General features: G+C 73.9%; 25 protein-coding genes. 19 read left to right on the forward strand and 6 right to left on the reverse strand.

What is annotated here, in order from left to right:
* Positions 1-383: 383 nt before the first annotated feature.
* The 3 genes from ABTY98_RS26935 to ABTY98_RS26945 are packed head-to-tail and all read right to left on the reverse strand — an operon-like array spanning position 384 to position 3899.
* Entirely contained in the window at positions 384-926 is a 543-nt protein-coding gene (locus ABTY98_RS26935; protein ID WP_352223557.1) for a cobalamin B12-binding domain-containing protein, read from the reverse strand.
* Positions 919-2166: a type III PLP-dependent enzyme domain-containing protein gene (locus tag ABTY98_RS26940; protein WP_352223558.1), complete on the reverse strand. Its 1248-nt coding sequence runs from the start codon at positions 2164-2166 to the stop codon at positions 919-921. Before ABTY98_RS26940 ends, ABTY98_RS26935 begins: the two co-directional genes overlap by 8 nt.
* Positions 2163-3899, reverse strand: coding sequence for an AMP-binding protein (locus ABTY98_RS26945; RefSeq protein WP_352223559.1), 1737 nt, complete (start codon positions 3897-3899; stop codon positions 2163-2165). Before ABTY98_RS26945 ends, ABTY98_RS26940 begins: the two co-directional genes overlap by 4 nt.
* Positions 3900-4184: 285 nt before the next feature.
* On the opposite strand from ABTY98_RS26945, the gene ABTY98_RS26950 reads away from it, so the two are divergent.
* The 17 genes from ABTY98_RS26950 to ABTY98_RS27030 all read left to right on the forward strand — a co-directional run bounded on the left by ABTY98_RS26950 (position 4185) and on the right by ABTY98_RS27030 (position 22684).
* The gene (locus ABTY98_RS26950) at positions 4185-4421 is read left to right on the forward strand and encodes an acyl carrier protein (protein ID WP_352223560.1); all 237 of its coding nucleotides are present in this window, start codon (positions 4185-4187) and stop codon (positions 4419-4421) included.
* Positions 4408-7677: a non-ribosomal peptide synthetase gene (locus tag ABTY98_RS26955; RefSeq protein WP_352223561.1), complete on the forward strand. Its 3270-nt coding sequence runs from the start codon at positions 4408-4410 to the stop codon at positions 7675-7677. Before ABTY98_RS26950 ends, ABTY98_RS26955 begins: the two co-directional genes overlap by 14 nt.
* Positions 7674-9185 carry an amino acid adenylation domain-containing protein gene (locus ABTY98_RS26960; protein WP_352223562.1) on the forward strand — a complete coding sequence of 504 codons (1512 nt, stop codon included), beginning with the start codon at positions 7674-7676 and terminating at the stop codon, positions 9183-9185. The genes ABTY98_RS26955 and ABTY98_RS26960 overlap by 4 nt, the downstream gene beginning before the upstream one ends.
* Positions 9182-9997, forward strand: coding sequence for an SDR family NAD(P)-dependent oxidoreductase (locus tag ABTY98_RS26965; RefSeq protein ID WP_352223563.1), 816 nt, complete (start codon positions 9182-9184; stop codon positions 9995-9997). The genes ABTY98_RS26960 and ABTY98_RS26965 overlap by 4 nt, the downstream gene beginning before the upstream one ends.
* 6 nt (positions 9998-10003) lie before the next feature.
* Positions 10004-11308, forward strand: a complete 1305-nt coding sequence (locus tag ABTY98_RS26970; protein ID WP_352223564.1) for a glutamate-5-semialdehyde dehydrogenase — start codon at positions 10004-10006, stop codon at positions 11306-11308.
* A gap of 47 nt (positions 11309-11355) precedes the next feature.
* A complete protein-coding gene (locus tag ABTY98_RS26975; protein ID WP_352223565.1) occupies positions 11356-11670 on the forward strand; it encodes an acyl carrier protein in 315 nt (104 codons plus the stop codon).
* A 41-nt stretch (positions 11671-11711) separates the two neighbouring features.
* Positions 11712-13085: a TrpB-like pyridoxal phosphate-dependent enzyme gene (locus tag ABTY98_RS26980; protein WP_352223566.1), complete on the forward strand. Its 1374-nt coding sequence runs from the start codon at positions 11712-11714 to the stop codon at positions 13083-13085.
* The gene (locus tag ABTY98_RS26985; protein ID WP_352223567.1) at positions 13082-14266 is read left to right on the forward strand and encodes an acyl carrier protein; all 1185 of its coding nucleotides are present in this window, start codon (positions 13082-13084) and stop codon (positions 14264-14266) included. Before ABTY98_RS26980 ends, ABTY98_RS26985 begins: the two co-directional genes overlap by 4 nt.
* A gap of 111 nt (positions 14267-14377) precedes the next feature.
* Positions 14378-14641, forward strand: coding sequence for an acyl carrier protein (locus ABTY98_RS26990; protein ID WP_352223569.1), 264 nt, complete (start codon positions 14378-14380; stop codon positions 14639-14641).
* Complete coding sequence (locus ABTY98_RS26995) at positions 14638-15831, forward strand: acyl-CoA dehydrogenase family protein (protein WP_352223570.1); 1194 nt, start codon at positions 14638-14640, stop codon at positions 15829-15831. Before ABTY98_RS26990 ends, ABTY98_RS26995 begins: the two co-directional genes overlap by 4 nt.
* On the forward strand, positions 15824-16915 hold the full coding sequence (locus tag ABTY98_RS27000; protein WP_352223571.1) for an acyl-CoA dehydrogenase family protein: 1092 nt from the start codon (positions 15824-15826) through the stop codon (positions 16913-16915). Before ABTY98_RS26995 ends, ABTY98_RS27000 begins: the two co-directional genes overlap by 8 nt.
* Positions 16912-17556, forward strand: coding sequence for a 4'-phosphopantetheinyl transferase family protein (locus tag ABTY98_RS27005; protein ID WP_352223572.1), 645 nt, complete (start codon positions 16912-16914; stop codon positions 17554-17556). The genes ABTY98_RS27000 and ABTY98_RS27005 overlap by 4 nt, the downstream gene beginning before the upstream one ends.
* Positions 17553-18488 (forward strand): hypothetical protein, encoded by a 936-nt coding sequence (locus ABTY98_RS27010; protein WP_352223573.1) that lies wholly within the window; start codon positions 17553-17555, stop codon positions 18486-18488. Before ABTY98_RS27005 ends, ABTY98_RS27010 begins: the two co-directional genes overlap by 4 nt.
* On the forward strand, positions 18478-20064 hold the full coding sequence (locus ABTY98_RS27015) for an amino acid adenylation domain-containing protein (RefSeq protein ID WP_352223574.1): 1587 nt from the start codon (positions 18478-18480) through the stop codon (positions 20062-20064). The genes ABTY98_RS27010 and ABTY98_RS27015 overlap by 11 nt, the downstream gene beginning before the upstream one ends.
* Positions 20061-20588 carry a flavin reductase family protein gene (locus ABTY98_RS27020; protein ID WP_352223575.1) on the forward strand — a complete coding sequence of 176 codons (528 nt, stop codon included), beginning with the start codon at positions 20061-20063 and terminating at the stop codon, positions 20586-20588. The genes ABTY98_RS27015 and ABTY98_RS27020 overlap by 4 nt, the downstream gene beginning before the upstream one ends.
* Positions 20589-21872, forward strand: coding sequence for an MFS transporter (locus ABTY98_RS27025; protein ID WP_352223576.1), 1284 nt, complete (start codon positions 20589-20591; stop codon positions 21870-21872).
* A complete protein-coding gene (locus ABTY98_RS27030) occupies positions 21869-22684 on the forward strand; it encodes a thioesterase II family protein (protein WP_352223577.1) in 816 nt (271 codons plus the stop codon). The genes ABTY98_RS27025 and ABTY98_RS27030 overlap by 4 nt, the downstream gene beginning before the upstream one ends.
* Here the strand turns inward: ABTY98_RS27030 and ABTY98_RS27035 are convergent.
* The 3 genes from ABTY98_RS27035 to ABTY98_RS27045 form a co-directional block, all read right to left on the reverse strand.
* A complete protein-coding gene (locus tag ABTY98_RS27035; RefSeq protein WP_352223578.1) occupies positions 22671-23495 on the reverse strand; it encodes an AfsR/SARP family transcriptional regulator in 825 nt (274 codons plus the stop codon). The genes ABTY98_RS27030 and ABTY98_RS27035 overlap by 14 nt on opposite strands.
* 103 nt (positions 23496-23598) lie before the next feature.
* Positions 23599-24075, reverse strand: coding sequence for a hypothetical protein (locus ABTY98_RS27040; protein ID WP_352223579.1), 477 nt, complete (start codon positions 24073-24075; stop codon positions 23599-23601).
* Positions 24076-24338: 263 nt separating this feature from the next.
* Positions 24339-25325, reverse strand: a complete 987-nt coding sequence (locus ABTY98_RS27045; RefSeq protein ID WP_352223580.1) for a helix-turn-helix transcriptional regulator — start codon at positions 25323-25325, stop codon at positions 24339-24341.
* A 192-nt stretch (positions 25326-25517) separates the two neighbouring features.
* Between ABTY98_RS27045 and ABTY98_RS27050 the strand changes: the two genes are divergently transcribed.
* Both ABTY98_RS27050 and ABTY98_RS27055 read left to right on the forward strand, forming a co-directional pair.
* On the forward strand, positions 25518-25763 hold the full coding sequence (locus ABTY98_RS27050; RefSeq protein WP_352223581.1) for a hypothetical protein: 246 nt from the start codon (positions 25518-25520) through the stop codon (positions 25761-25763).
* Positions 25764-26118: 355 nt separating this feature from the next.
* Positions 26119-26355, forward strand: coding sequence for a response regulator transcription factor (locus ABTY98_RS27055; protein ID WP_352223582.1), 237 nt, complete (start codon positions 26119-26121; stop codon positions 26353-26355).
* Positions 26356-26653: the final 298 nt, after the last annotated feature.

The following is a 26653-nucleotide window of genomic DNA, read 5'->3' on the forward strand; positions in this document are numbered from 1 at the left end:
AGCGGACACCGCCGCCGGGACGGCGGACGCCACGGCCGGGGCGGCGGGCCGCACGGCCGGGTCGGGTGAGTCGGCGGACACCGTGGCCGGGACGGCAGTCACCGCCGCCGGGACAGCGGGCACCGCCTCCGGTGAGTCTGCGGACACCATCGCCGGAACGGCGGACGCCGTCGCCGGGACGGCGGACGCCGTCGCCGGGACGGCAGGCACCGCCTCCGGTGAGTCAGCGGACACCGTCGCCGGGGCGGCGGGCGGCACGGCCGGGGTGGGTCCCGCCGTCGCCGTGCCGGTCCGGGCCTCGGTCGGGACTGGACGCGAACGGGACGCGCCGGTCCGTTCGCCGGTCGGGACTGGGTCGTGCGGCGGGTTCGCGGGGTGGGCCGTCATGCGGGGACGCCGATCGTGGACTTGGTGGGGCGGCGGGGTTCGGGCGTGCGGTCGGCGGGGGTGTCCAGGACGCCGACGAAGCGCCGGAAGGCCGCCAGGGTCTCGGCGCCGTCCTCGAAGACCGCGTCGAAGCCGGCGGCCACGAGTTCCGCGGCGTGCGAGGTCGTGCCCCCGTCGACGCCGAGCTTTCCGCCGATCGCGATGGGCGTGGCGGCCAGCAGGTCGTCCGCTCTCAGCCGCCGGATGACACGCAGCCCGTCCTGGTAGCCGTGACCGTTGACGCTGCTGACGACCACCGCCGCCGGGCGGATGTCCCGGCACCGCTCCAGCAGCAGGTCGTCGGGCACGCACGGGCCGAGGTTCACGACGTGGTAGCCCAGTTCCTCCAGGAGCAGTTGCAGGAAGACGAGGTTCCAGGTGTGGGAGTCGGAGGCCACGGTGGTGACGATGATCGTGGGGCGCCGCCGGTCGGGCCGGCCGGCCGGCACCGGGTCCCGGCCCGTCGCGCCCTCGTCGGGGTGTGCCGGCGCGTCAGTCATGCGGCGACCCCCCGCTCCGGTAGCTGCGGCTGCGTTCGATACGGGAGACGGACACGATCTCGTCACCGTCGACCACCACCTCCACGGGCGAGGGCCGGCCGAGGAACATCAGCAGGCTCGAGGTGGGTCCGTAGGCACCGGTGTTGGGAATGCGCACGAGATCGCCGGGGGCGAGGTCCGGCACCGTCACCTCGCGGCCCAGGACGTCGCCCGGCGTGCACAACGGGCCCACCAGGCTGGCCTGTTCGGTCGGCAGGCCGTTCTCCACCTCCACCGACACCGGCAGCAGCCGGCCGAGGCCCGACATACCCCCGAAGACGTTGATGCCGCCGTCGAGGATCACGAACTTCCGGCCGCGGCTGACCTTCACGTTGCTCACCGAGGCGATCAGGGTGCCGCTGTCGCCCACGAGGTAGCGCCCCGACTCGACGGCGATCCGCGGCCGGCCCTCCCGCCAGCCGGGGAAGCGCAGGTCCAGGTCGGCCGCGAGTTCCCCGGCCAGTTTCGGATACCTGGCCCGGTCGCCGGCCCGGCCGTAGGGAACGGAGAAGCCGCCGCCGATGTCCAGTACACGCAGCGGCAGTTGCAACTCGTCCTGGATCCGGGCGGCGGTTTCGACGGTGTGCCGCAGCTCCCCGATGAGGGCCTCCTCGTCGCGGGCGTTGCTCTGCGAGAAGAGGTGCAGCCCGGCGATCGAGGTCCCCGGGACGGCCTTCAGCGCGGCGGCGAGTCCGGGAAGGTCCTCGCTGTCGATGCCGAACTGGCTGGCCTTACCGGTCATCCGGACGCCGCTGGCGGCGCTGGCGGTGGCGCTGTTGATCCGCAGCAGGCAGTCGGCGACCACCCCGCTCCCGGCCGCCGCCTCGCCGATGTGCTCCAGGTCGGTGAGGGACTCGGCGGAGAACAGGCCGACGCCGTTGCCTACGGCCTCCCGCAGCTCTCCCGGGGTCTTGCCGGGACCGGTGTAGAGGATGTCACCGCCGGCGTAGCCGGCCTCCAGGGCGGTGGCCAGTTCACCGGTCGAGCTGATCTCCGCCCGGCAGCCGGGGCCGGGGCCCTCGCGCAGGGCCCGTACCAGTTCGGGGTGGGGGTTGGCCTTGAAGGCGTAGTAGACCTCGACGCCCTCGGGCAGCCAGCCGAACAGGTCACGGCGCGCGGCGCGCACGCGCGAGAGGTCGTAGACGTAGAGCGGGGTTCCGTACTGTTCGGCCAGCTCCTGGTGGCCCGTCCGGCCGGTCATCGCCGGCCCACTTCGAGCAGTTGGGCCAGTTCCCGGCGGGCGTTCTTGCCGTGCGGCGTGAGCGGGAACTCGGACAGGACCCGGCATTCGGCGGGCATCTTGGCGACCTCCAGGCGTTGCATCAGTTCTCGGGTGACCGTGCGGGGACTCAGGTCGCTCTCCACGAACAGCGTCAGGTCGTGCCGGTCGTCCGGCGGCAGCGCCGCGGCGGCCCGCACCCCGGGGATGTCGAGCGCCGCGCTCTCGATCTCGACGGTGCTCATCCGGAAGCCCTTGCGTTTGAACATGTCGTCGCGGCGGCCCTGGAAGTACAGGTAGCCGTCCGCGTCGAGGCTGCCGTAGTCACCGGTGTGCAGGCGCAGTCCGCGGCCGGCCGGATCGGGCCGGAAACTGCGTGCGGTGGCCTCCGGGTTGCGCCAGTAACCGCTCATCACATGCGGTCCGGTCACCACGATCTCGCCCGTCTCGCCGGGTGGCAGCGGCCGGCCCGCCTCGTCGAGGATCAGCACCTCGGTGCCGGGCAGCGGACGGCCGACGCTGTCCGGGCGTTCCAGCTCCTCCTCCGCGGGCATCACGGTGATCCGCTTGGCCTCGGTCTGCCCGTACTGGCGCACCACGCGCGCGCCGGGAAACAGGTCCCGCAGGGCGGTGATGGTGGCGGCGGGCAGGGCGGCGCCGGTGTTGGTGAACAGGCGCACCGGCGGCCGGTCGCCGGTGTCCCGGCGGGCCAGGCCGACGATCATGGAGGCCAGGGAGGGGACGATGGGCACCACGGTCACGCCCGTCTCGCGCATGCGGCGCAGCAGCGTGAAGTCGGACTCCCCGTCGGCGAGGACGATCTCGCAGCGGGCGATGCAGGTCATCAGGACCTTGTAGAGGCCGTAGTCCCAGGACATGGGGAACCGGCAGAACACGACGTCGTCCGCCCGGTAGCCGAGCGCGTGGACGAGGGCCTCGGCGGCGAACACCACCGCGGAGTGCGGGCAGACCACGGCCTTGGGGGCCGCGGTGCTGCCCGAGGTGTAGATGAGCGTCGCCACGTCGGAGGGCGCGACGGGGTCCGCCGCCAGCTCCGCCCCGGCGATCGAAGCAGGCACATCGGAGGCCGCCACCACGCCCGGCGACACCTCCGACCCGGCGATCGAAGCAGGCTCCGCCTCCGCCACATCGGAGGCCGCCAGCAGCTGCCGCCCGGCCGTCGAACCGGCCCCCGCCTCCACCACACCAGAAGCCGCCACCACGCCCGCCGACACCTCCGACCCGGCCGTCGGAGCGGGCTCCGCTTCCGGTGTCGCCCACACCTCCGTCACGTCGTGGACGGGTGCGGTGGTGACGGCTCGCAGGCGGGCCACGCCCGCCGTGTCCGTCAGGACGAGGGCCGGCTCGGCGTCGGCGGCGACGGAGCGCAGATGGAAGGGCTTCATCGCGGGGTTCACGGGCACGAAGACCGCACCGCGGCTCACGGTGCCGTAGAACATGGCGGCCAGGTGGCGGCTGCTGGGCAGCTGGACCAGCAGCCGGTCGCCGGGGCGCACCCCGCGGGCGGCCAGCCAGCTGGCGAACGCCCTGCTGTGGTGGGCGAGTTGGGCGTAGGTCCAGCTTCCGGTGGAGTCCCGCACGGCGGGCCGGTCGGGGGCGTCGGCCGCGGCCGCGTCGAGCAGACCGTGCACCAGACCGCGGGGTCCGGCGGCGTCGGCCGCCGCCTGCGGGATCACATGCGGATGGGTTGCCAATTCAGCTCTCCGATCTGCCTGTTCCGGCGGCGGTGCGCCGGGTTCGGGCGAGGACGCGCACCGCCGGGCCGCCAGGAGGCGGAAAGGGGGGTGGCGGGATGCGCAGTCAGCTCACCACCGGCTTCTGACAATCGGCTCACCTTCGGCTACCGACGCGCTAGCGAGGCTGGTCGGGGCCGTGCCGTGCCTCGTGACCAGCGCTTCGGTAGCCGTCGAGGACCGGATCGTTAGGACCGGCTGCTGTGCTGATGTCCGACGCCGGAGCCTGCAGAAAGGGCGTATCCCATGACAGCCACCGAAAGCGTTGTGGCGTGCATCGCCAGGCGGGTCGGTGACCAGCCGATGGACGAGACCAGTGAACTGGTGGCGCTCGGCGTGGACTCCCTCCTCCTGCTGCGCGTCATCGCCGACCTCGCGGCCGACGAGACCCAGGAGATCGACCCGCACGCCCTCGCCGAGATCGTCACCGTCGGGGACCTCGCGGACTTCATCAGCCGGTGGAACAGCGGTGTCCTCCGGTAAACGCGACCAGAACCGGCAGGAGCCGAAGATGGTGGAGTACGACGATTCGATACCGGTGACGGCATCGCAGCGCGATCTGCTGTTCGTCCAGGAGGCCGCCTCCCGCAAGGACCTCTACAACAACAGCTTCCGTATCGTCTTCGACGGCGCGGTGGAGGCCGGCCCCATGCGCTCGGCGCTGGAGCGGCTGGTACGGCTCCAGCCCGCGCTGCGCACCGATTTCCGCATGGTCGACGGGGTGCCGCGGGCACGCCTGGCCGCGCCCGGCGAGGTCCCGCTGGAGCTCGTCCGGCACGAGGGTCCCGCCGCGGAGTGGGAGGCGTTCCTGCGCGCCCGCACCGAGGAGTTCGTCCGGCTGCCGCTCGACCTGGGCAGCGCGCCGCTGTGCCGGTTCCAGCTGGTGGCCGGCGTGGACGCGGGCGGTGACCGGACGGCCCTGCTGGCGACCGTGCACCACACGGTGAGCGACGGCGTGTCGGTACGGGTCCTGGTCGACGAGATCTGCGACGGGTACCGGCTGGCCGCCGGCCGGACGGCCGCGGACACGGCGCAGGACGCCCGGCCCGAGGAGCGCGAGCGGTGGCTGGTGGCGGAACTGCGCGCCCAGCGCGAGGCCGCCGAGGCGGCGGAGGCCGCCGGTGAGGCCGACGCGCTGGCGAAGACCCTGACGGGCGTGGCGCCCACCACCCTCTACCCCGTCCCGGGCCGCCCGCAGGACACACGGTTCCGTGCCGCCCGGCTGAGCGTGCTGCTGTCGCGCGACCGGCGGAGCCGGGTGGAGCGGGCGGCACGGGAGTCGGCCACGACGCCGTACGCCGTGCTGCTGGCCTGCTACGCCCTGCTCCTCGGGGACTACTCGGGCAACCCGGACGTCATCGTCGGCAGCCCCTTCGCGACCCGGCGCACCGTCGCCTCGCACCGGCTGTGCGGTTTCTTCGTCAACACACTGCCGATGGCGCTGCCCGCCCGTGACATGCCCTTCGCCGAGCACCTGCGCACCGTGTCGGCGACGGTGCGGGAGACCCGGGCCCGCCAGTCGGTGCCCTTCGACGCCCTGGTGAAGCGCACCGCGGTGGACCGCGGCAGCAACCGCAACCCCGTCTTCCAGTGCATGTTCGCCATGCAGGACGAACTGCGCACCCGGGTGTCGCCGGTGCCCTGGATCGAGGGGCGCGTCGAGATCGTCGACAACGGCTCGGCCAAGTTCGACCTCTGGCTCGGCGCCACCCCGGTCGAGGACGGCCTGCGGATCGAACTGGACTACGACGAGGATCTGTTGCCGGAGTCGTACGCGCGGCGGTTCCTGGCGGAGTTCCAGGAGCTGCTGCTGCGCGCGGTCGAGGCGCCGGCCACGCGGACCGGGACCCTGCTCGCCGAGCTCGCCCCCCGCACCGGCCAGGTGGCACGGGCCCTGCGCCTCGGGGCCGCCGCCGACGCGGAGACCGAGCACGGTCTGCTGGGCCTGGTCCTGGACGCGGCCCGCCGCCACCCCGGCCAGGTGGCGGTGACCGAGCCCGGCGCCCCGGGGACGACGTACGCGGAACTGCGCGAGCGCACCGCGCGCGCGGCCGCCGCGCTGGCGGCGCGCGGAGTGCGACGCGGCGACACCGTGGGTGTCGTGCCGGCCTCGCTCCCGGACACGGTGGTGGCGATGCTCGCCGTGCTGTGGTGCGGTGCCGCCTATCTGCCCGTCGACACCTCGCTGCCCGCCGAGCGGCTCGCCTACATGCTGGAGCAGTCCGGGTGCCGCTTCGTCATCGGGGACCGGCCGGTGGCAGCCGGGGAGCGGCCGTACGCCACCGCCCGGCGGTTGCAGGAAGAGGGGACGGGCCGGCCCGAGCCGGACCTCCCGGACGGCTCCGACCCGGTCTACGTCATGTTCACCTCGGGCTCCACGGGCCGTCCCAAGGGCGTCCACATGGGTCAGGACCCGCTGGTGAACCTGCTGCGCTGGCAGCTGCGCGAGCTGCGCATGGGACCCGGCACACGTTTCCTGCAGTTCGCGCCGCTCGGCTTCGACGTCTCCTACCAGGAGATCTTCCCGACCCTCGCCTGTGGCGGGACGGTCTTCGGGCTCGGCGCGGTGGACCGCAGGGATCTGGGCGCGGTGGCGGAGATCGCCGAGCGGGAGCGGCTGACGCACCTGTACCTGCCCGTCGCCGTGGTGGGCGCCTTCTCCGGAGCGGTGGCCGAGGCCGGACTGCGGTTGCCGACGGTGCGGTTCGTCTGTGTCTCGGGTGAGCAGCTGCACCTGGACGGCAGGGTGCGACGGCTGCTGGCCGAGGACCCGGAGCGCGAACTGGTCAACCTCTACGGGCCGACCGAGACCACCGCGGTCACCTGGCACGTGGTGCGCGGTGACCGGCTGCCCGCGCACGACCACGTGCCGATCGGCCGTCCGGTGCCGGGCGTGGACGCCCATCTCCTCGGAGCGGACGGCCGGGACGTGCCGCCGGGCGCGGTGGGCGAGCTGTTCCTGGGCGGTGTGTGCCCGGCCGTCGGGTACATCAACGATCCCGAGCGCACCGAGGCCGGCTTCCTGCCCGCGCCGGGCGCCGCCCCCGGCAGCGGTGCCCGGGTCTACCGCACGGGTGACCTGGCGCTGCTGGCCGAGGACGGCACCCTGGTCTTCCTCGGCCGGCGTGACGCCCAGGTCAAGGTGCGCGGGCACCGGGTGGAACTCGGTGAGCTGGAGAGCACGGCGCAGCGGCTGCCGGAGGTCGCCGCGGCGGCGGCCGCCGTGCACGGCACCGGCGAACAGGCGGCCCTGTGTCTGTTCGTCCGGCCGGAACCGGGGACGGCGCCGGACGAACGGCAGATCCGTGCGCACCTGGAGAGCGCCCTGCCGTCGTACATGATCCCCCGTCATGTGCGGGCGATCGACGCGGTGCCGCTCACCCCCAACGGCAAGGTCGACCGCAAGGCCCTGCTGGCCGCCTTCGAGGCGGGCACGCTGCGCGCCGTGGCGGGCGGGGGGCCGGTGCCCGGCTGGGAGCCGACCGGCACCGAGGCCATGGTCCGCGCCCTGTGGGCCGACCTGCTGAGCGCCGAACCCGGCGGCCCGGACGAGTCGTTCTTCGCCCTCGGCGGCAACTCCTTCGACGTGCTGCGGCTCGTGGGCTCCCTGCGGGAGACGACCGGCAGGTCCCTGACCATCGCCGACTTCTTCCGCCGGCCGACCATCCGTGCGCTGGCCGCGCACCTCGACGGGGACGCGTGCGGGCCGGCGGGACCCGATACGGAGGCAACGTCATGACGACAACGGTGGAGTTGATCGAGGAACAGGTCCGGCGGCGCCCGGAGCGGACCGCGGTGATCTGCGGTGACGCCCGGCTGAGTTTCCGCGGGCTGTGGGCCGGGGCCGAAGCCGTGGCCCGGGAGCTGGCCGCGCGCGGTGGTGCGCCCGGCGACACCGTGGCCGTGCTCGGGCCGGGCAACGAACGGTTCATGACCGCGGTGCTGGGCGTGTGGCTGGCGGGCATGTCCTGGACACCGCTCGACCCGGCCTGGCCCGCGCAGCGCCTGCGGCACGTGCTGGCGGACACCGGCGCACCGGCCGTACTGGACACGGGAAGCCCGGCCGGCGGCCCGGAGCCGGGCGGCGTGCCCGTCCTGGACGTCGCCACACTGATGGAGACCGGCGGGGCGGCCGGCGGGCACCGGCCCGGCGGTGACGACCTCGCGTACGTCATCTACACCTCCGGCTCCACCGGCGCCCCCAAGGGCGTGTGCGTGGCCCACGGTCCGCTGGCCGCGCATCTCACGGGAGCCGTGGAGGCCTACGGCCTGGCCGACGACGACGTGCTGCTGTCCTTCTCCGCGCCCGCCTTCGACGCCACGGTGATGGAGATGTGGGCGGGACTGGTCGCCGGCGGCACCGTGGTGCTGCGCGGCCGGGCGCTGTGGACCGGTCCGCAGCTGTTCGAGCGGGTGCGGGCACACGGTGTCACCTACGTGGGCTGCACCACCGCCTACTTCGAGACGTTCTTCGGCGAGGAGCTGAGCGCCTCCCAGCAGGCGGCGATCGGCGGACTGCGCGGCATCTTCTTCGGCGGGGAGGCGCCGAGTGCCGCCGTGGTGCGCCGGTGGGCGTCCGGCCCGCTGGGCCACATCCCGCTGTGCAACGGCTACGGCCCGACCGAGGCGGTCATCGCCGCCACCCGCTACTGGATCCGGCAGGGCTGGAACGGCGGCGACCAGGTGCCCATCGGCACCTGTGTCCCCGGCCACGAGGCGGTGGTGCTCGACGAGGACGGCCGGGAGGCCGCCGCGGGCGCCACAGGCGAGCTCCATCTCGGCGGGGTCTGCGTCGCCCGCGGCTATCTCAACCGGCCCGACCTGACCGCCCAGCGTTTCGTACGGCTCCCGGGACGTACGGGTGTCTTCTACCGCACCGGTGACCTGGTCACCCGCAGGGACGGCCAGCTGTACTTCGTGGGCCGGGTCGACCGGCAGGTCAAGATCCGCGGGTTCCGTATCGAGCCCGAGGAGATCGAGGTCGTCCTGCGCGGCCTGGAGCAGGTCCGGGGCGCCGTCGTCGGTGTCGGCCGCGGCCCCTCCGGCCGGGAACGACTGGTCGCGCACGTCGTGCCGGACGGGCCGGTGGACTCCGCGGGGTTCGCCGCGTCGGTCCGTGCCGCGCTGCGGACCAGACTGCCCGCCTACATGGTGCCGGAGGCCATCGAGGTGCGCGCGGAGCTGCCGCTGGGCGCCACCGGCAAGGTGGACCGGGCGAAGGTCCTGGCCGGGGCGGAGGAGACATGAGCACCGCGCCGGCCCCGGCGGGCACCGCTCAGGCGGCCCCCGACGAGTCCGCTCCGACGGGCCAGGACCGGGACACTCCCACGGCCGTCGTCAGCGGCGGCACCCGCGGCATCGGCCGGGCCCTGTCCGAGCGGCTGGTGCGGACGGGCCACCGTGTGGTGGCGCTGTACGCCTCGAACGAGGAAGCGGCCCGCAAGACGGCGGCCGACCTGGGGCCGGCCGTGCACACCCTGCGCGTGGACGTCGCCGATCCGGACGCCGTGGCCCGTGCCGTGGCCGCGGTCGTCGAGGAACACGGTGCGCCCCGGGTGCTGGTCAACAACGCCGGTATCAACATCGACAAGCCGTTCCTGGAGAGCACCCCCGCCGAGTGGCGACGGGTCCTCGACACCAACCTGTCCGGAGCCTTCCACCTCACCCACGCCGTCGTCCCGCACATGCTGGCCGCCGGGCAGGGCGGCACCGTCGTCAACATCGGTGCGACGACGGGCATCCGGCCGCGCACCGACGGGGCCGGCTACTGCGCCAGCAAGGCGGGGCTGCTCCACCTGACCAAGTGTCTGGCGCTGGAGCTGGCGCCCGCCATCCGCGTCAACTGCCTGATCCCGGGCTTCACCTGGACCTCCGAGGTCGTCGACCGCTTCGCGCTGGACGACCCGGCGGCCCGGGAGTCCGTACTGCGCCAGATCCCCCAAGGACGTATCGCCTCCACCGACGAGATCGCCGATGCCCTGGAGTTCCTGGTGAGCGCTCGCAGCGCCTACATCACGGGCCAGAAGCTGATCGTCGACGGTGGCCAATTCATGTGGTAGGGAATCATGATCGAAGAAGCCGCCCTCGCGGCACGCGAGGCCCGCGCCCAGGCACCCGCCGTGGGCGACCCGGCCTACCGGAACTACTGCCGCCGCCTCGCCGACCAGCTGACGGTCCGGTGGCCGCAGATCCGAAAGGCCAACGAACAGGACGTCGCCGCGGCCGAGCGGCGCGGCATGCCGCCCACGCTCGTCGACCGGCTGCGGCTGACCGACGCCCACCTGGACCTGCTCACCCGGCTGGCCGACGACGTGTACGACGCCCTCCCGGCGGCCACGGCGCCCGGCCCCGAGCTGCCGATCGGCGAGTGGGGCAGCCGCCGGCAGATCGCCAAGCCGCTCGGCGTGGTGCTCATGGTCTACGAGGCCCGGCCGACCGCCACCATCGAGGGCGCCCTGCTCTGCGTGGCCACCGGCAACGCCGTACTGCTGCGCGGCGGGAAGGAGATCGCGGCGACCAACGCGGAACTGGGCATCGCCGTCCGCAGGGCGGCCGAACTCGCCGGTCTGCCGGGCGCGCTGGCGACCGTGGTGGACGACCCGGACCGTTCGCAGCTGCGCTGGCTGCTGTCCCGGCCGGACGTCGTCGACGTGCTGATCCCCCGGGGCAGCCCCTCACTCATCGACTACTGCCGTACGGCCACGTCCATCCCGGTGATCGCCAGCGGCGGCGGGGTGAACCACCTGTTCGTGCACTCCAGCGCCGATCTGCGACTGGCCGTCGACATCGCGCTCAACAGCAAGCTGAGCGAACCGACGGCGTGCAACGCGCTGGAGCTGGTCCTCGTGGAGCGGGGCGTCGCCGAGGACTTCGCGACACTGCTGCGCGCGGCGGCCCGCGGCCAGGGCGGCCCGGTGACCCTGCGCCTGGATCCGGCGCTGTCCGCCGCACCGGACGCCGCACCGGACGCCGCGCCGGACGCCGACGGGACGTCCCCGGACGCGGCCCGGGTCCGCGAGGAGCCGCTGGCCGCCCATGACTTCGGGCGCGAGGTCCTGGAGCCGTCGCTCGGTGTCCTCGTCGTCGACGACCTCGACACGGCCGTCGCCCATGTCCGCCGGTACGGCTCGGCGCACACCGAGGGCATCGTCGCCGGCGACCCGGCCGCGGTGGCGGCGTACACCGGGGCGGTGGACGCGGCCGCCGTGATCGTCAACGGGTCACTGCGCCTGCACGACGGCCCGACCATGGGCCTGGGACCCGAACTGTCCATCTCCACCGGCCGGTTGCATGTGCGCGGGCCGGTCGCGCTGGACTCCCTGCTGACCCGCCAGTGGGTCGTCTCCGCCAACGGCACCCTGCGCCGATGAGTGATCGCGCAGCTCCGGTGCCCCACTCCCCGAGAAGGGCTCAGCACATGTCCACCGACGCTTCCGTATCCTCCGCAGCCGTCCCGCCCGGGGCGCCCGACCGCGCACGGATCGGCGAGGCGGTGCGCCGCCTGGTCGTCACCGAGTCGCGGCTGTCCGTCGACCCACGGACGATATCCGACGACGAACCGCTCAACGGACCGCTGCTGAAGGTCAACTCCCTGGGGTTCCTCGGCATGCTGATCCGTCTGGAGGAGGACCTCGGGATCGCCCTGCCCGACGACCTGTTCGTCGGGCGCACTTTCAGCACCGTCGCCGACCTGACCGCGCTGGTGGCCACGGCCGCGGAGACCGCGCGATGAGCGGGGCGAGCGCACGCGAGCCCGGGACGGGAGCGACCGCCGTGCCCACGCGGTGGCGCAGTGTGCTGCCGCACCTGGACGAGCCGCTGCCCGAGGACCTGCCGCCGGAGGGCACCGCCGCCGGTTCCGGCGTCCACATCAACCTGCCCATGGAGCTGGTGCGGCAGAGCCTGCAGACACGCGAGTTCTGGGACATCCCGCAGGAAGTGGCCGACGCCTACCGCTCGTTCCGCCCCACCCCGCTGTGGCGGGCCCGGGGCTTCGAGGCGGCGATCGGGGCCAGGGTGCCGGTCTGGGTCAAGTACGAGGGCGGGAACGTCTCCGGCAGCCACAAGCTCAACACCGCGCTGGCCCAGGCGTACTACTACAAGCGCGCCGGTGTGCGCGAACTGGTCACCGGGACCGGTGCCGGGCAGTGGGGCACCGCGCTCGCCGCGGCCTGTGCGATGTTCGGGCTGCGCTGCACCGTGTTCATGGTCGGCTCCAGCCTGGCGAAGAAGCCCTACCGGGGCGTGCTGATGCGGCTGCTGGGCGCCGAGGTGCACGCGAGTCCCAGCGGCCTGACCGAGGTCGCGGCGGCGGACGACGGCAGCCGGGGCAACAGTCTGACCCTCGCCATCGGGGAGGCCGTCGAGTACGCCAGGGGCCGAGAGGGCGCCGCCTTCTGCATCGGCAGCGGTGAGACGTACAGCATCCTGCACCAGTCGGTGATCGGGCTGGAGTGCGAGGAGCAGCTCGCCGCCCAGGACGCCGAGGTGGACGCGGTGGTGGGCGCGGTCGGCGCCGGATCCAACTTCGGCGGCATCGCCCTGCCGTTCTTCGCCTCCGCGCGCAGCGCGGGCCGGCGTCCCCCACGGCTGGTGGCCGCCGAGTCCGCCGCGTCGCCGAAACTGAGCCGGGGCGTGTACGCGTACGACAAGACGGACGCGACGGGGACCGGCCCGCGCGAGGCGATGTACACGATCGGCAGCGAGTACCGCATCCCCGACTCGCACTCGGGCGGCCTGCGGTACCACGGAGCCGCCAAGGTCGTCTCCGCCCTCCGGCACTCCGGCCGGGTGGACGCGGTCGCCGTCGGCCAGGTGGACGCGCTGGAGGCGGGCCGGCTGTTCACGGTGCACGAGATGGTGCTGCCTGCCCCCGAGTCGGGCCATGCGCTCGCGGTGGCGGCGCGACTGGCCTGCCAGGGCGGCCAGGACGGAGCGGAGCGCGGTGTGCTGGTGTGCCTGAGCGGCCACGGGTACCTCGACCTCGGCGCCTATCAGCAGCTGCTCGCCGGGGAGTTGTCGGACCGCGACCCGGACCCGGCGGGGCTGCGCGCCGCGATGAGCGCGCTGCCGCTGGTCGGCGAACGGACGCGAGGACCCCTCGGTGCCGTGGCCGGTGCCGGTGCGCCGATCGGGGGTGCGCTGTGACCGCCGTCGGTACGGAGACGGAGGTCCGCCCGGCCGCGCCCGGGGAGGCGGAGGCGTCCGTGCGGGCCGAGGCACTGGACTGCCTCCAGGCCAATCTCGCCGTGCTGGCCGACCGGCACCACGGCCCCGGCACCCACCTGCGCCTGGGCGCCCGGCTGCACTTCCGGCCGACGGCGGCGGACGCGACGGCCCTGCCCACGGTCGAGCCGACGCCCGACGCCCAGCTCGCCGCCGCCGAGGAGGCACTTGGCCTGACCGTGACCGAGCGCCGGCACGCCGTGCCGGGCCGGGAGGCGGCGGGCACGACGACCTCGCTGTACGTCGTCGCCGACGCCTACCACCTGCCCTGGGTGCCCTACTACGGGCACAAGCACGTCGAGCACAGCTTCCTGGTCGAGGCGGCGGGCGATGACGTGACGGTCGTCGACGCCTACCACAACGACACCCAGTGGGGACGGGCCCGGCCGCTGCGCCACCGGCTCACCCGCGACCGGCTGGCCCAGGTACTGGCGGACATCCCGGGCGGCGTGGACACCGTACGGCTCGTGCCCCGCGCCCTCGGCCCCGCTCCGGAAGCGGTGTACGTCCGGCCCGACGAAGCGGTGATCACCGAGTATCTGCGCGCCTACGCGGAGCACGGCGACCGGGTCGCGGCCCTGGAGCGGTTCACGCTGGAGACCTGGCTGCTGGCCCGCTCCCGGCACCTGCACGCCGCCTACGCCGCCGCCCAGGGACCGGCCGGCACCCTGTCGCCGCGGGTGCGCGAGCACCTGGAGCGCTGGGACGGCGTCGTCGAGCACGCCTACCTGGCCTACCGCCGGGTGGCCCGCGGCCGGGCGGAGCCCCTCGGGGTGCTGGCCCGTGCCGGCGAGGCGCTGCGCGCGGACGGCGAGGTGTTCGGGGCGGGGCCCGCCGGTGCCGGCCCGGATCCGTCGCCCCGGGCGGTGGTGCGCGCCACCGTCGCCTCGGTGCTCAACGTCGCCGAACACCTGCTGGACGAAGGGGAGTTGAACCGGTTCCCCGAGTTCGGCTCGCTGCGCATGGTGGAGATCGTGGAGCGCCTGGAGCAGCTCTTCGGCGTCGAGTTCGCCCCCGAGGACCTGGTGCCCGAACGCCTCTGCCGCATCGACGACCTCTGCTCCCTGGTCAGCAGTTCGCCTCCGGCGGCCACCGGCCGCTGAGCACACACCCGCACCCCCTTGCGGGCCGTGTCACCCGCCGCGTTCCGTACACCTCCTGCGTTCCGTACACCCCCTGCTTCCGTACACCCCCTTCGAAAGGACCTGTCCACCATGGACACCCGATTCACCGAGACCCTCAGGCCGTTCCTTCCGTTCCTGCACGGCGACCCGATCACGGCCGAGACCCCGCTGCGCGAGCTGGGCCTGGACTCCATGCAGGCCATCGAGTTGATGTTCGCGCTGGAGGACACCTTCGGCGCACCGCTGCCGGACGAGGCCCTGGTCGAGGAGACGTTCCGGACCGCCGGCAACCTGTGGGCGGCGCTGCGGCCCGCCCTGACCGCTGTCGCGGCGGACGCTACGGAGGCGGCGTGACCGCCCGCGCGGCGACCGCCTCCGCCCTCGTGCGCGAACTCGAGGGCGACATCGCCGAGGCGTGCGCGGTCGCCGAGAAGCACGCGGCCCAGAGCGACGAGACGGCGGAGTTCCCCGTCGCCGTACTGAACGCGCTGCGGCCCCGGCTGCTGGGCCTGATGGTGCCCACCCGCCACGGCGGACCGGGCGGCGACGTGAACGACCTCATCGACGTGACCATCGCACTGGGCCGTGCGGACATGTCCGTGGCGATGGTGTTCGCCATGCACTGCCAGCAGGTGGCCGGCATCGTCGACCACGCCGGCGAACGGCTCGCCGACGAGCTCCTGCCGCGGATCGCGGCCGGAGAGATGTACCTCGCCTCCGTGACGACCGAGGAGGGCAAGGGCGGCCATCTGCTCACCGCGCAGGCTCAACTCGCGTCGGAACCAGGATGGCTGACGGTCGACCGGTTCGCCCCCGTGGTCACCGGCGGGCTGCACGCGGACGGTTACCTCATCACGATGCGCTCCCCCGGCGCCCGCTCGGACGGCGAGGTGTCGCTGGTCTTCGCGGCCCGCGACCAGCTGGAGGTGACGCCCTGCGGCGGCTGGAACCCGATGGGCATGCGGGCCAGCCAGAGCGTGCCGCTGCGGCTGACCGGCCGCGTCCCGGAGCACCAGGTCGTCGGCGCGCACGGCCGGTTCCGCGAGATCGCGGTGAACACCTTCGGTCCGCTGGCCCACGTGGGCTGGTCGGCCGCCTGGCTGGGCACGGCGAGCGGTGCGCTGGCGCGGGCGCTGTCCGTGCTCCGCGGCGGCCCGGGGCGGCGACGGGCCGACCTCACGTCCGAACTCCTGCTGACCCGGCTGTCCACGGCCCGCCAGCGGCTGGACACCGTACACGCGATGCTGCGCCACACCGCGGCCCTGGTCGCCCGCGGCGCGGACAGCGGCACGGACCTCTCGCATCCCCGGCAGCAGCTCCTGCTCAACGCCCTCAAGATCACCGCGTCCGAGCAGTGCCACCTGGCGGTCGACGACCTGGTCACCGCGGTCGGCCTGCGCCACGGCTACCTCAAGGACTCGCCCACCGGCCTGGAGCGCGCGCTGCGCGACCTGCGGTCGGCCGCGCTGAACTACGGCAACGACCGGCTGCATCTGGCGGACGGCAGGCTGGCCCTGCTCGACCCGGAGGTCCGCTATGCCTGAGACACAGGCCGTCCTGCCGCCGGGCACGGACGCCCGTGGCGTCGTCTCGGCGCTCGCCCACGAGGGCGTCGTACGGCGCCTGTATCCGCGGGGTGCGGCGGGCGGCCTGGACCCGGTGCTGCTCAGACGCCTGCTCGGCGAGGCCGACGCCCGGGGCCCGCAGGGCCTGGTGCTCGCGCTGCTGGTGCAGTGGGCCACGGCCGTGCCGCTCCTGGCCGACGCGGCGTCGAGCCCGCTCGCCGAGAAGGTGCTGCGGTCGGCGCTCGACGGCGAGACACTGCTGGCGCTCGCGGCCACCGACGAGGGCGCCGGGTCGGACCTGGCCGCGCTCGGCACCCGCGTGCGGATCCCGGACGGGACCGGGGACGGGGACCTCACGGTGGACGGCACCAAGCGCTGGGTCACCTCGGCCACCACGGCCGACCACGCGCTGGTACTCGCCCGGCACCGCCCCGGCCGGCACTTCACCAGCTTCACCTGGGTGCTCGTGCCCCTGGACGCGCCAGGGGTGACGGTACGCCCGGCGGACACCCCGCTGTTCACGGGCTCCGGGGTCGGCCATGTCGCGTTCGAGGACGTACGGCTCGGGCGGGAGCACCTGCTGGGCCGTCCGGGCCGCGGACTCGCCCTGTTCGCCCGGCACATCGCCGTCGAACGGCTCGCCTCGGCGGCCTGGGGCGTCGAGCTGTGCCGCCGGGTGGTCGCCGAGACGGCCCGCCATCTGGCCCGCCGGGAGGTGGACGGCACACCCCTGGACCGGCATCCCGCGGTACGGCAGCGGCTCGCCGGGTGCGCGGTGCGCACCGCGGCCCTGCACGCACTGTGGACGACCTCGCGCGACGCGGTCGCGGACGGCCACGACGGTGCCGCGGCCGCGGTCCTCAAGGCCGCCTCGGGAACGACCGTCGATCACGTCCTTACCGTGTGCGCCCAGTTGCAGGGAGCGGACGGCTTCGCCGCCGGCGGCATCCAGCAACTGCGCTCCGAGGCCGCCCTGTTCGGCATCGGCGGCGGTGCCACCGAGGTCGTCCTGGACACCGTCGCGGACCGGCTGCCGAGCGTGCTGGACGGACTGGCGCCATGACGACTCCGCTGCTGACCCGGGCCGCCCCCGGGGTGTGGGTGATGCTCGCGCACGGCTGCCCGCCCGAGGGCCGGCTCACCGACGACGACCTGACCGCCGCCGCACACCTGCCCGGCGCACGAGCCCGCGAGCACCTCACGGCCCGCCGGGCGCTGCGCGGGCTGCTCGCCGCGCGGTTCCCCGAGGCTCGCGACGCCGAGGTGGTGCACACCCGGCTCGGCCGCCCCCGGCTCGCCGGCTGGCCCCGCATCGGGGTCAGTGTCAGTCACGACGGGGACGCGGTCGCGGCGTGCGCGGCCCTGGACCAGGAGGTCGGCCTGGATGTGCAGCACGCGCCGGAGGACCTGTCGGACTCCCTGGTGCGCCGCTGCGCCCGGGAGCACGCCGAGGAGCTGAACCGGCTGCCGGAGCAGCGGCGTTCCTGGGAGTTCGCCTGGATGTGGACCGTGCAGGAGGCCTGTGTGAAGGCCGCGGGCACCGGCCTGTCCGGCCGCCCGTGGGCCATCGACGTGCCTCTGCCCGCCACGCGCGGCGCCTGGAGCGGCTACCGCTGGGTGAGCCTGCGCCGGCACGCCTCCGTCCCGCTGAGCTGTGCCTACGCCCCCCTGCCCGCGCCCCGCACCGAACCGGAGGCCCCATGACCACCGCCCCCGAACTGAGCTGCTACACCGCGGCCCTGGTCTCCTACCTGGAGCCGGACCGCCCGCACGCCGGAGCCGAACTGGCCGACGCCGTAGGGCTGTCGGTGCGGACCGACCCGACCGAGGGAACGCTGGCGTTCACCCACCACGACCGGGTCGACGTGGACGGCGAGGGGCTCGGGCTCGCCTATCGCGGCGCCGGCTCCTGGGACGCGGCGCGCGAGGCGCTGCTGGCGGAGTCGCGGCGCCGGGGGCGGGTGCTCGCCGTCGGCAACACCCGCCATCTGCCCTGGTCGCCCTCGTACGGCGGGGGCGAGACACCGCACTGGCTGCTGGTCACCCGGGCGGACGACGGACAGTGGGCGGTCCGGGACGCCTTCGAGGCGCTGACCCCGCACGGGGCCCACGCCCCCTGGGAGGGGCTGGTGAGCGACGCCGGGCTGCGCGCGCTGCTGACGCCGCCCACCGCCCTGACCCCGGAGGCGGCCAACCGGGACCGCTACGCGCTCGGCCGGGAGGTGCCGCTGCCGGCGGCGGACGGCTACCGGTGGCTGGAGCGGGCCGCCGTCGAGGACGGGCCGGGTGGCGCCGGGGCGGGCCACTGGGTGCACGGGACGGTCGCGGTGCTGCGGCACATCACGGACCGGCTGTGCCGGGACGCGGTCGCGCTGGCCGCGCACGCCGACGACCTGTGGACAGCCGCCCGCCACCAGCGGCACCGGCTGGCGGCCGGCCGCGACGCGCGGCGGGCCGATGCCGAGGCGGTGCGCCGGGCGGCCGCCGCGTGGGCCGAACTGCCGCGCGCGGTGCGCTTCTCGGTCGCCTCGGCCGAGCGCGGCCGGCCGCGGCCGGCCGTCGTGCAGAAGGCGTTCGCCGAACTGGTCGACGCCGTCGAGGAACTGGAGACGAAGGACGGCCCCCATGAGGACTGACGAGAGCCTTTACGCCCGCTTCGCCGCGACGGTGGGCCGCTGCCCGGACGCCGTGGCCCTTGAGGTGGGCGGCGAGCGGTACCGCTACGCCGAACTGGACCAACTGGCGGCGCAGTTGGCGGGGACGCTGGTGGCCGCCGGCGGCGGGCGGGTGCCGCGCCGGGTGGGGCTGCTCGCCTCCCGGACGGTCACCGCGTACGCGGGCTACCTCGCCGTGCAGCGGCTCGGGGCCGTGGTGGTACCGCTCAATCCCACCTTCCCGGCGGCCCGCAACGCCACGATCGCCGAACGCGCAGAGCTGGACCTGGTGCTGGCCCAGGGCGACCAGGCCGGGGCCGCGCTGCCGGTACCGGTCGTGGCCGTCGACGCCCGCCGCCCGGACCCGGGGCTCACGGAGGCCGCGGTGCCCGCGGTGCGGCCGGTGCGCCCGGACGACATCTGCTACATCCTGTTCACGTCCGGCTCGACCGGGGTGCCCAAGGGCGTGCCCGTCCGGCACCGCAGTGTGGGGGCCTACCTGGACCATGTGATCCCGCGTTACGGTCTGGGCGTGGGGGCCCGGCTGAGTCAGACCTTCGACCTGACCTTCGACCTGTCCGTCTTCGACCTGTTCGGTGCCTGGGCCTCCGGCGGCACGGTCGTCGTCCCCGGCCCGCACGACCTGCTCGCACCGGCCCGGTTCGTGGTGCGGGAGCGGATCACGCACTGGTTCTCGGTGCCCTCGGTGGTCTCGCTGGCGGGGCGGCTGCGCGGTCTGGCCCCGGGGAGCATGCCGGACCTGCGGTGGAGCCTGTTCTGTGGCGAACCGCTGACCTTCCGGCAGGCCGCCGCCTGGCAGGCCGCCGCGCCCGCGAGCGTGGTGGAGAACCTCTACGGGCCCACCGAACTCACCCTGAGCTGCACCCAGTACCGGCTGCCACCGGACGGCGTGGACCCGGCCGCGGACTCGGGGGCGACGGTGCCGATCGGCACTGTCTATCCGGGCCTGGAGCACCTGGTCGTCGACGAGACGGGCCGCCCGGCACCGGAGGGCGAGCTGTGCGTGCGCGGTGTCCAGCGTTTCCCCGGCTATCTCGCCCCGGAGGACAACAGGGGCCGTTTTGTGCGCTTCGCGGACGGGGTGGCCACCGTCGTCGAGGAGGCGCCCGAGCCGGCCGAGGACCTCTGGTACCGCACCGGTGACCGGGTGCGCGTCTCCGGCGGGAACCTGCTGCATGTCGGCCGCCTCGACCAGCAGGTCAAGGTGCGCGGTTTCCGGGTCGAACTCGGCGAGATCGAGACCGCGCTGCGGCAGGGACCGGGGGTCGCGGACGCTGTCGTGGTGGCGGTGCCGGGGCCCGGCGGGGAGACCCTGCTGGCGGCCGCGTGCACCGGGGACGGCGTGGACCCGGCCCGGTTGCTGGCCGCACTGCGGGACCGGCTGCCCGCCTACATGGTCCCCGACTCGGTGACCCCGCTGACCTCGTTCCCCCTCAACGCCAACGGCAAGACGGACCGCGGAGCCCTGCGGAGGTCGCTGGCGCCGCACACCGACGGGACACCCGGAGCCACCGCCCACCGAGAGAGGACATCATGACAGCGATCACCGAGGAGGCCCGCGCCCTCCCGTCGTCCGGGAGCGCCGACACGGTCGCTCCCGAGGCGTTCCGCGAGGCGATGACCCGCTTCGCCAGCAGTGTCACCGTCGTGACGGCCTACGACGGCGCGGTGCCGGTCGGTTGCACGGCCACCGCCGTCTTCTCGCTGACCGACCGGCCGCCCGCCCTGCTGGTGTCGCTGGCCACCGGCAGCACCACCCTCGGGAACATCAGGGCGGCGGGCCGCTTCGCCGTGAACGTGCTGCCGTGGCGACTGCGCGGGCTGGCCGAACGGTTCGCGGTGCTGCCGTCCGCGCAGCGCTTCGAAGGGGTTCCGCACACCGCACGGTTCGGCGCGCCGCTGCTCGACGGCGCGGTGGCGGCCATGGCCTGCCGTGTCACCCAGTACGTTCCGCTGGCGGACCACACGCTGGTGATCGGCGAGGTCGTCCACGCCGAGACGGACCAGGACGGGCAGCCCCTGGTGCACTTCGCCCGTCGGCAGACCCGTCCGGAGGCCTGAGTGACGACGACGTCCCCCCGCGCGGCATCCTCCCGCGCCACGGACCGGGCCGGCCTCGCCGGGGTCCGCAACACCTGGATCCTGACGGCCTTCACGGCCGTCACCAACCTGGCCGACGGGGTGACCAAGATGGTCATCCCGCTCCTCGCCGCCCGGACCACCGGCGCCCCGCTGGCCGTGTCCGCCGTGGCCCTCTCGCTCACCCTGCCCTGGCTGCTGACGTCGCTGCACATCGGTGTGCTGGTCGACCGGTTCGACCGGCGGCGGCTGCTGTGGATCGCGGACGGGGTCCGGGCGGCCGCGGTGCTGGCCCTGGTCGTGGCGGTGGCACGGGGCGGCGCCGGCGTGGGGCTGCTGTTCGGCTGCGGGCTACTGCTCGGGATCGCCGAGGTCGTCGCGCTCACCGCGGCCGCGTCGCTGGTGCCGGCGGCCGTACCGGAGGCGGGGCGGGAGCGTGCCAACGCCTGGATGGCGGGCGCGGAGACCGTGTGCAACCAGTTCGCCGGTCCCCTGGTGGGTGCCGCCCTGCTCACGGCGGGGACGGCCACGGCGCTGGGCGCGACGGCCGCCACCTATGTGGTGGGCACGCTCGTCCTGGTCCCGCTGGCCGGCGTCTTCTCCGCAGCGGGCCGCACATCCGGGCCGGCCACCTCCGTGCACGCCGACATCCGCGCGGGCCTGGCGTTCCTGTGGGGCAACCGGGTGCTGCGGACCATGGCGCTGACGCTCACCGTGATGTGTGCCTGCTGGGGTGCGTGGATGGCACTGATCCCGCTGGCCGCGACCCGGGCGATGGGCGCCGACGACGGCCAGTACGGGGTGCTGATGAGCGCGCTCGGCCTGGGCGGTGTGATCGGCGCGCTGACGGTGACGCCGGTCAACCGGCTGCTGGGCCGCAAGTGGGCGATGTTCGCCGACCTCGTCGGAACCCTGGTCCTGGTCGCCACGCCGTGGCTGACCACGTCGCTCGTGCTCAACACGGGTGCGGCGTTCCTCGGCGGCATGGGCGGGGTCCTGTGGTCGGTCAACTCGCGCACCATCGGCCAGTCCCTGGTCCCCGACGCCCTGCTGGGGCGCTACACGGCCGCCCTGCGGATGTTCAGCTGGGGTGCGCTGCCGCTGGGTTCGGCTCTGGCGGGCGCCCTCGCGCAGGGGGCCGGACTGTCCGTCGCGTTCGCCGTCTTCGCCCTGGCCGCGGCGGCGATCATCGTCCCGTTCCTGCGTCTCCTGCCCACCGGCGAGCTGACCGGCGCGGCCCCGTACACCGGAGGGAACCCCACGTGAGCCCGCACACCGACGACCCGTCGAGCCGCGACGCCTGGCTGCGTCGCTACTCTGCCGTGTCCCCGACGGCCGAGGCCACCCTCGTCTGCCTGCCGCACGCCGGCGGCGCGCCCACCTTCTTCCGTGACTGGCCGGGGCTGCTGTCCCCGGCGCTCGACCTGGTCTCGGTGTGCTATCCGGGACGTCAGGACCGCTTCCACGAGCGCTGCGTCACCGACATGGCCGAGATGGCCGAGGAGGTGGCCGCGGCCGTCGCGCCGCTGGCGGACCGGCCCCTGGCCGTGTTCGGGCACAGCATGGGCGCGGCGGTGGGGTACGAGGTGGCGCGGCTGCTGCGGGCCCGTCACGGGATCCGCCTCGCGCACCTGTTCGTCTCGGGCATGGTGCCGCCGCACCGGATCCCCGTGGGCACCCGCCACCTGGAGGGGGACGCCGCGTTGGCGGCCGACATCCTCGAACAGGGCGGAACTGATGCGCGGATGCTGGCCGACGACGAGCTCCGGGCGTTCGTCATGCCCGCGATCCGCGCGGACTACCAGCTGATGGAGACGTACCCGCGCCATGCGGGCGACGAGGTGCTGGACACCCCGATCACCGCCTACTACGGGAGGCAGGACGCGGACGTCACCGCGCCGGTCATGCGGGAGTGGGGGCGCTACACGGACACGCCGGCCGACACCAGGTCCTTCGACGGCGGGCACTTCTATCTGCAGGAGGCGGCGCGGACGCTGGCGGCCGATGTGGAGGGCCGGCTGCTGGCGTCGGTGCGCGGCACGGCGGCGGGCGGTCCGGCCCTGCTCAGCCCGCGGTGAGCAGGGGCGGCAGGCCGTCGATGCCCCCGGGGTCGCGCAGGGCCAGCTCGGGGCTCTGCGCGAGGATCGCGCCGTGCAGGGTGCGCAGGCGCTCCGAGGGCTCGATCCCGACCTGCTCGACCAGTTCGTCGCGCAGGGCGCGGTAGACGGCCAGGGCCTGGGCGGCGCGGCCGGAGCGGTAGAGGGCCAGCATGTACTGGGCGTGCAGGTTCTCGTGCATAGGGTGACGCACCGTCAGACTCCGTAGCTCGGGGAGGAGTTCGTGATGCAGTCCCAGCCGCAGCTCGGCCGCCGTGCACTTCTCCAGCAGCGTGACGCGCCGCTCCTCCAGGCTGGTGACGTGCGGCTGGAGCCGGGGGCCGGCCGGGGTGTCGCCCAGCACCGGGCCCCGCCACAGGTCGAGGGCGGCCCGCAGGGCGAACGACACCTTGCGGTCGTCGCCCGCGAGTTCCGCCTGGCGTGCGCCGCGCAGCCGGTGCTCCAGGTCGTGCAGGTCCAGTGCGCCCTCGCCGAGCCGGAGCATGTAGCCGCGGTTGTGCGTGACCAGGACCTGCTTGGCCGCCCGCAACGAGCCGACCGAGGGCGCGGCGGCGAGGGCCTGGCGCAGGTGCAGGACCCGGGTGTGCAGGCTCTGGACCGCGCTCGGAGGCACTTCGTCGGGCCACAGCTCGTCCATGCACATGTCCTGCGAGACGGGGGTGTCGGCGTTGAGCACCAGCAGTGCGAGCAGGCTTCGCGTCTTGGGCGCCGAAGGTATGACCCGGGGGCCGTCGTCGTGCAGTGTGAGCGGCCCCAGCACAGTGAACTTCATGTGACCCACCTTTCCTTCCCCACGGATCGTCGTCCGCGGGGCGGCCGGAAGGTAGTCACGGGATCACGGTCCCCCTGCTGCGCCGCAGGACCGTGCCCGGGTGTCAGAGAGCCGGCGGGTGCACCGCGAACACCTGCAGCGTGCACGGCGTGTGCACGTCGTTCAGCGTGTACACGAACCCGCGGGGCACGTACAGCGCCTCGCCCACCCGCAGCCGCAGCTCCAGCGCGTGCTGCAGTACGGCGCCGCCCTGTCCGGGCGGCGAGGCCTCGACCCGGCCGCCGCAGCTGCCGCGCACCGGCACGAGCACCAGATCGGTCTCCGCGACGCTCGCGGCGCTCCGCCCGCCCAACGGCAGCTCGACGAACGAGCTGCCGACCTCACCGCCGAGCACCCTGCCCAGGGCGGAGGTGAGCTCGTCCGCCTCGTCGCGGCCCGCCCGCGCCACCACGGCATCGACACCGTCCGGCCACACCAGGGCCGGGCTCCTGTCGCGGTGGACCGACAGGCACAGCGCCACGTCCCTCACGAAACGTTCCAGTTCGGTGCCGCCTACGACCGAGGCCGACTCGAAATCCATCTCCCACTCCTGCTCCGCCATTGCGCCCGTCGTCCGCGCGTGCCGTGGTGCGCGCGAATCCGTCGTGCACGGAGCATCCGAGAAGGACGGGCCTGCTGATCTTCCGCCACAGCGCCGCAGGGACGAGAGGGCCATGGGATCTGCCCCGTTGACTGCGGGTGGTGGAACTATCGTGCATGGAGTAGGCGTCGCGACAGTCACGGGTTCACGGTACCGAAGGGCAGCCGACCCGCCGCTCCGGGCGGAACGGCGGCCGGAGCAGCTCAGTCCGCCGGGCTGTCGTGGTCGAGGAGGCCCTGCTGCGCGGCGAGGACGCCGGCCTGGAAACGGCTCTCGGCCCCGAGGGTCTCCATGATGTCGGCGATGTGCTTTCGGGCAGTGCGTAGGGACATACCGGTGCGACGGGCGATGGTCTCGTCCTTCAGGCCCTCCGCCAGCAGCCGCACGATGGTCCGGTCGATGTCCTTGGCGACCCGTTCCAGGCCGTCGGCCTCGGCGTCGGAGAACGGCGCGGCCTGGGTCCAGGCCCGCTCGAACACCTCGCACAGGTAGTGCACGGCGGAGGGTTCCCGGATGATCACCGCGCCCCAGGTGTCGCCGCGTTCGGGTATGAAGGCCACCTTGCGGTCGAAGACGATCAGCCGGCCGAACAGTTCGTGGGCGGTGCGGTACTCGGCACCGAGGGAGGACGCCATGGCGACGTAGGCCTGGCTGGGGCCGTTGAAGCGTGCCGTGTGGTGGTAGAGCGTGCGCATGCGCACCCCGCGGGAGAGCATCGCGGTGTCGCGGGCCAGGGCCTCCTGGAGGACTTCGGGCGCCCGGTTCCCGCCGGGCTGGCTGGTGAGCATCTCCTCGGTGCAGTCCTCGGAGGCGCGGTTGAGGGCCGCCCGCACCTCCTCCAGCCTGGGTATCACCTCCAGACCGACGGAGACCCGGCGGAGGCTGTCCAGGTAGTGGCCGCGCAGGTCGGCGAACTGGTCGCGGATGCGGTGCAGTTCGGCCTGCTGAGTGCGGATCGCGGCCTCCATGGAGTTGGTCACCACGGTGGCCACGAGGTCCGGGTCGACCGGACGCAGCCGGGCCGCATCGTCCAAGTCGGCCTTGAGCAGACCCAGTTCCGTCAGGGAGAGGAGGGCCGCGTCGATCTCGTCGCGGCTCAGGCCCAGCTCCCTCGCCGCGCGGACCGGGTCCATCCGCTCGTTCCCTGCCACCCATCGGTAGAGGGCGATCTCCCGGTCGTTGGGCCGCACGGGTGGGTCAATCGCCCGACTTTGGTCCTCTATGCGCATTACGTCCACCGTTCGTCTTACTGCAAGGCAGCTTGGTGAGCACCGTGATCCATAGCCAGGACCATTTCCGGCACGAGAGTCTCGAGTCACCGGAGATCGAGCACATCGGAATTCGGGATTCCATTCCAGACCTCAGAAACAGGAGCAGAGCACATGACCTCCTTCCGTTCAGCCGCCGCTACTGTCGCCGCCGCCTCCCTGGCGTTCGGAGCGTTTATGGGAGTGGCCCAGGCCGCCTCGGCGACGCCGGCGCATCCGGCCGTGACGGCGGCGCTGCACGCGGACTCGGCCGGAGACAGCGGCTGGGGCGGCAGGAGCCACCGGCTGGAAGCCTCGGCGGCCGCTCCGACCGTCCTGGCTTCGAGCGACGACAGCGGCTGGGGTGGCTCGGCCGGCTGATCCGGCCCGCACGCACGGCCCGCCGCCCCCGACGGGCCTCAGGAAGACGGGAATCCCAGCGGTGCGAGCGCGTCCGGAACCGGCCGGAAGGCCTGTTCCACGCGCCGCCCGCGGTCCGGGGAGACCCTCTTCACGCACCGCGCGCCCCTCCCGCATCACCTCCCGAACACCTGTTGCACCTTACCCCGCACCACCGGCATTGGCCCGGATTCCCGGCGCCGGCGCGGGCGACGCCACCTCACCTGCGAGTCACCAAGAGGGCCCGGCCGCACGGCCGACACCGGGTCGGCTCCGTCCTCACCAGAGCGGCGGGCACCCCACCGTGCAGGCCTCATCCCCCACGAAAGGCACCATCGTGAGTCCGTTCGCTGCCGAAACCCTGGAACTCCTCAGCGATCGAGAGCTCGAAGTCCTGGGCTATCTCGCCGAGGGTCACACCTATTCCTCCATCGCGCGGAGAATGAATCTCAGCCCGCACACCGTGGACACCTATCTGCGCCGAATCCGGGGAAAGGCGGGAGTCAGCAACCGCGCGCATTTGATGATTCTGGCCATTCATGTCTCCCGACGACGCGACCTCGACTTGGCGTAGGCGCGAACTCCGCGCCAACGAAGACGGAGAACGCCGGTGGGCCGTTCCCACCCGCGTCCTCCGCCTTCGTCCCGCGCACCCGCCGGGCCCGCCACCTGTTCACACCACGGCCGGCCGCGGCCCACAGCGTGAACGCGTTGCCTGCCTGCCGCCCCACCCGGTGGGCCGCGGCCGAGCCCGTCCTCCTCGCTCCACGCCGCTTCAGCCTCGATCCACCGCGTGAATTCTGATCTTCGGTATCGGGTGGGCTCGGGATGGTCTTTCGGGGTGCGGGCAGCGCGATGGGCCGGGTGGCCGT

Origin of the sequence: Streptomyces sp. NPDC096040 (assembly GCF_040303265.1) — a bacterium.
Taxonomy (GTDB): domain Bacteria; phylum Actinomycetota; class Actinomycetes; order Streptomycetales; family Streptomycetaceae; genus Streptomyces.

Bases quoted from the DNA above. Each gene is read 5' to 3' on its own strand.
- ABTY98_RS26935 (WP_352223557.1), bottom strand. From the start codon at position 926: ATGACTGACGCGCCGGCACACCCCGACGAGGGCGCGACGGGCCGGGAC.
- ABTY98_RS26940 (WP_352223558.1), bottom strand. From the start codon at position 2,166: ATGACCGGCCGGACGGGCCACCAGGAGCTGGCCGAACAGTACGGAACC.
- ABTY98_RS26950 (WP_352223560.1), top strand. From the start codon at position 4,185: ATGACAGCCACCGAAAGCGTTGTGGCGTGCATCGCCAGGCGGGTCGGT.
- ABTY98_RS26960 (WP_352223562.1), top strand. From the start codon at position 7,674: ATGACGACAACGGTGGAGTTGATCGAGGAACAGGTCCGGCGGCGCCCG.
- ABTY98_RS26965 (WP_352223563.1), top strand. From the start codon at position 9,182: ATGAGCACCGCGCCGGCCCCGGCGGGCACCGCTCAGGCGGCCCCCGAC.
- ABTY98_RS26970 (WP_352223564.1), top strand. From the start codon at position 10,004: ATGATCGAAGAAGCCGCCCTCGCGGCACGCGAGGCCCGCGCCCAGGCA.
- ABTY98_RS26975 (WP_352223565.1), top strand. From the start codon at position 11,356: ATGTCCACCGACGCTTCCGTATCCTCCGCAGCCGTCCCGCCCGGGGCG.
- ABTY98_RS26990 (WP_352223569.1), top strand. From the start codon at position 14,378: ATGGACACCCGATTCACCGAGACCCTCAGGCCGTTCCTTCCGTTCCTG.
- ABTY98_RS27000 (WP_352223571.1), top strand. From the start codon at position 15,824: ATGCCTGAGACACAGGCCGTCCTGCCGCCGGGCACGGACGCCCGTGGC.
- ABTY98_RS27005 (WP_352223572.1), top strand. From the start codon at position 16,912: ATGACGACTCCGCTGCTGACCCGGGCCGCCCCCGGGGTGTGGGTGATG.
- ABTY98_RS27010 (WP_352223573.1), top strand. From the start codon at position 17,553: ATGACCACCGCCCCCGAACTGAGCTGCTACACCGCGGCCCTGGTCTCC.
- ABTY98_RS27015 (WP_352223574.1), top strand. From the start codon at position 18,478: ATGAGGACTGACGAGAGCCTTTACGCCCGCTTCGCCGCGACGGTGGGC.
- ABTY98_RS27020 (WP_352223575.1), top strand. From the start codon at position 20,061: ATGACAGCGATCACCGAGGAGGCCCGCGCCCTCCCGTCGTCCGGGAGC.
- ABTY98_RS27035 (WP_352223578.1), bottom strand. From the start codon at position 23,495: ATGAAGTTCACTGTGCTGGGGCCGCTCACACTGCACGACGACGGCCCC.
- ABTY98_RS27040 (WP_352223579.1), bottom strand. From the start codon at position 24,075: ATGGATTTCGAGTCGGCCTCGGTCGTAGGCGGCACCGAACTGGAACGT.
- ABTY98_RS27050 (WP_352223581.1), top strand. From the start codon at position 25,518: ATGACCTCCTTCCGTTCAGCCGCCGCTACTGTCGCCGCCGCCTCCCTG.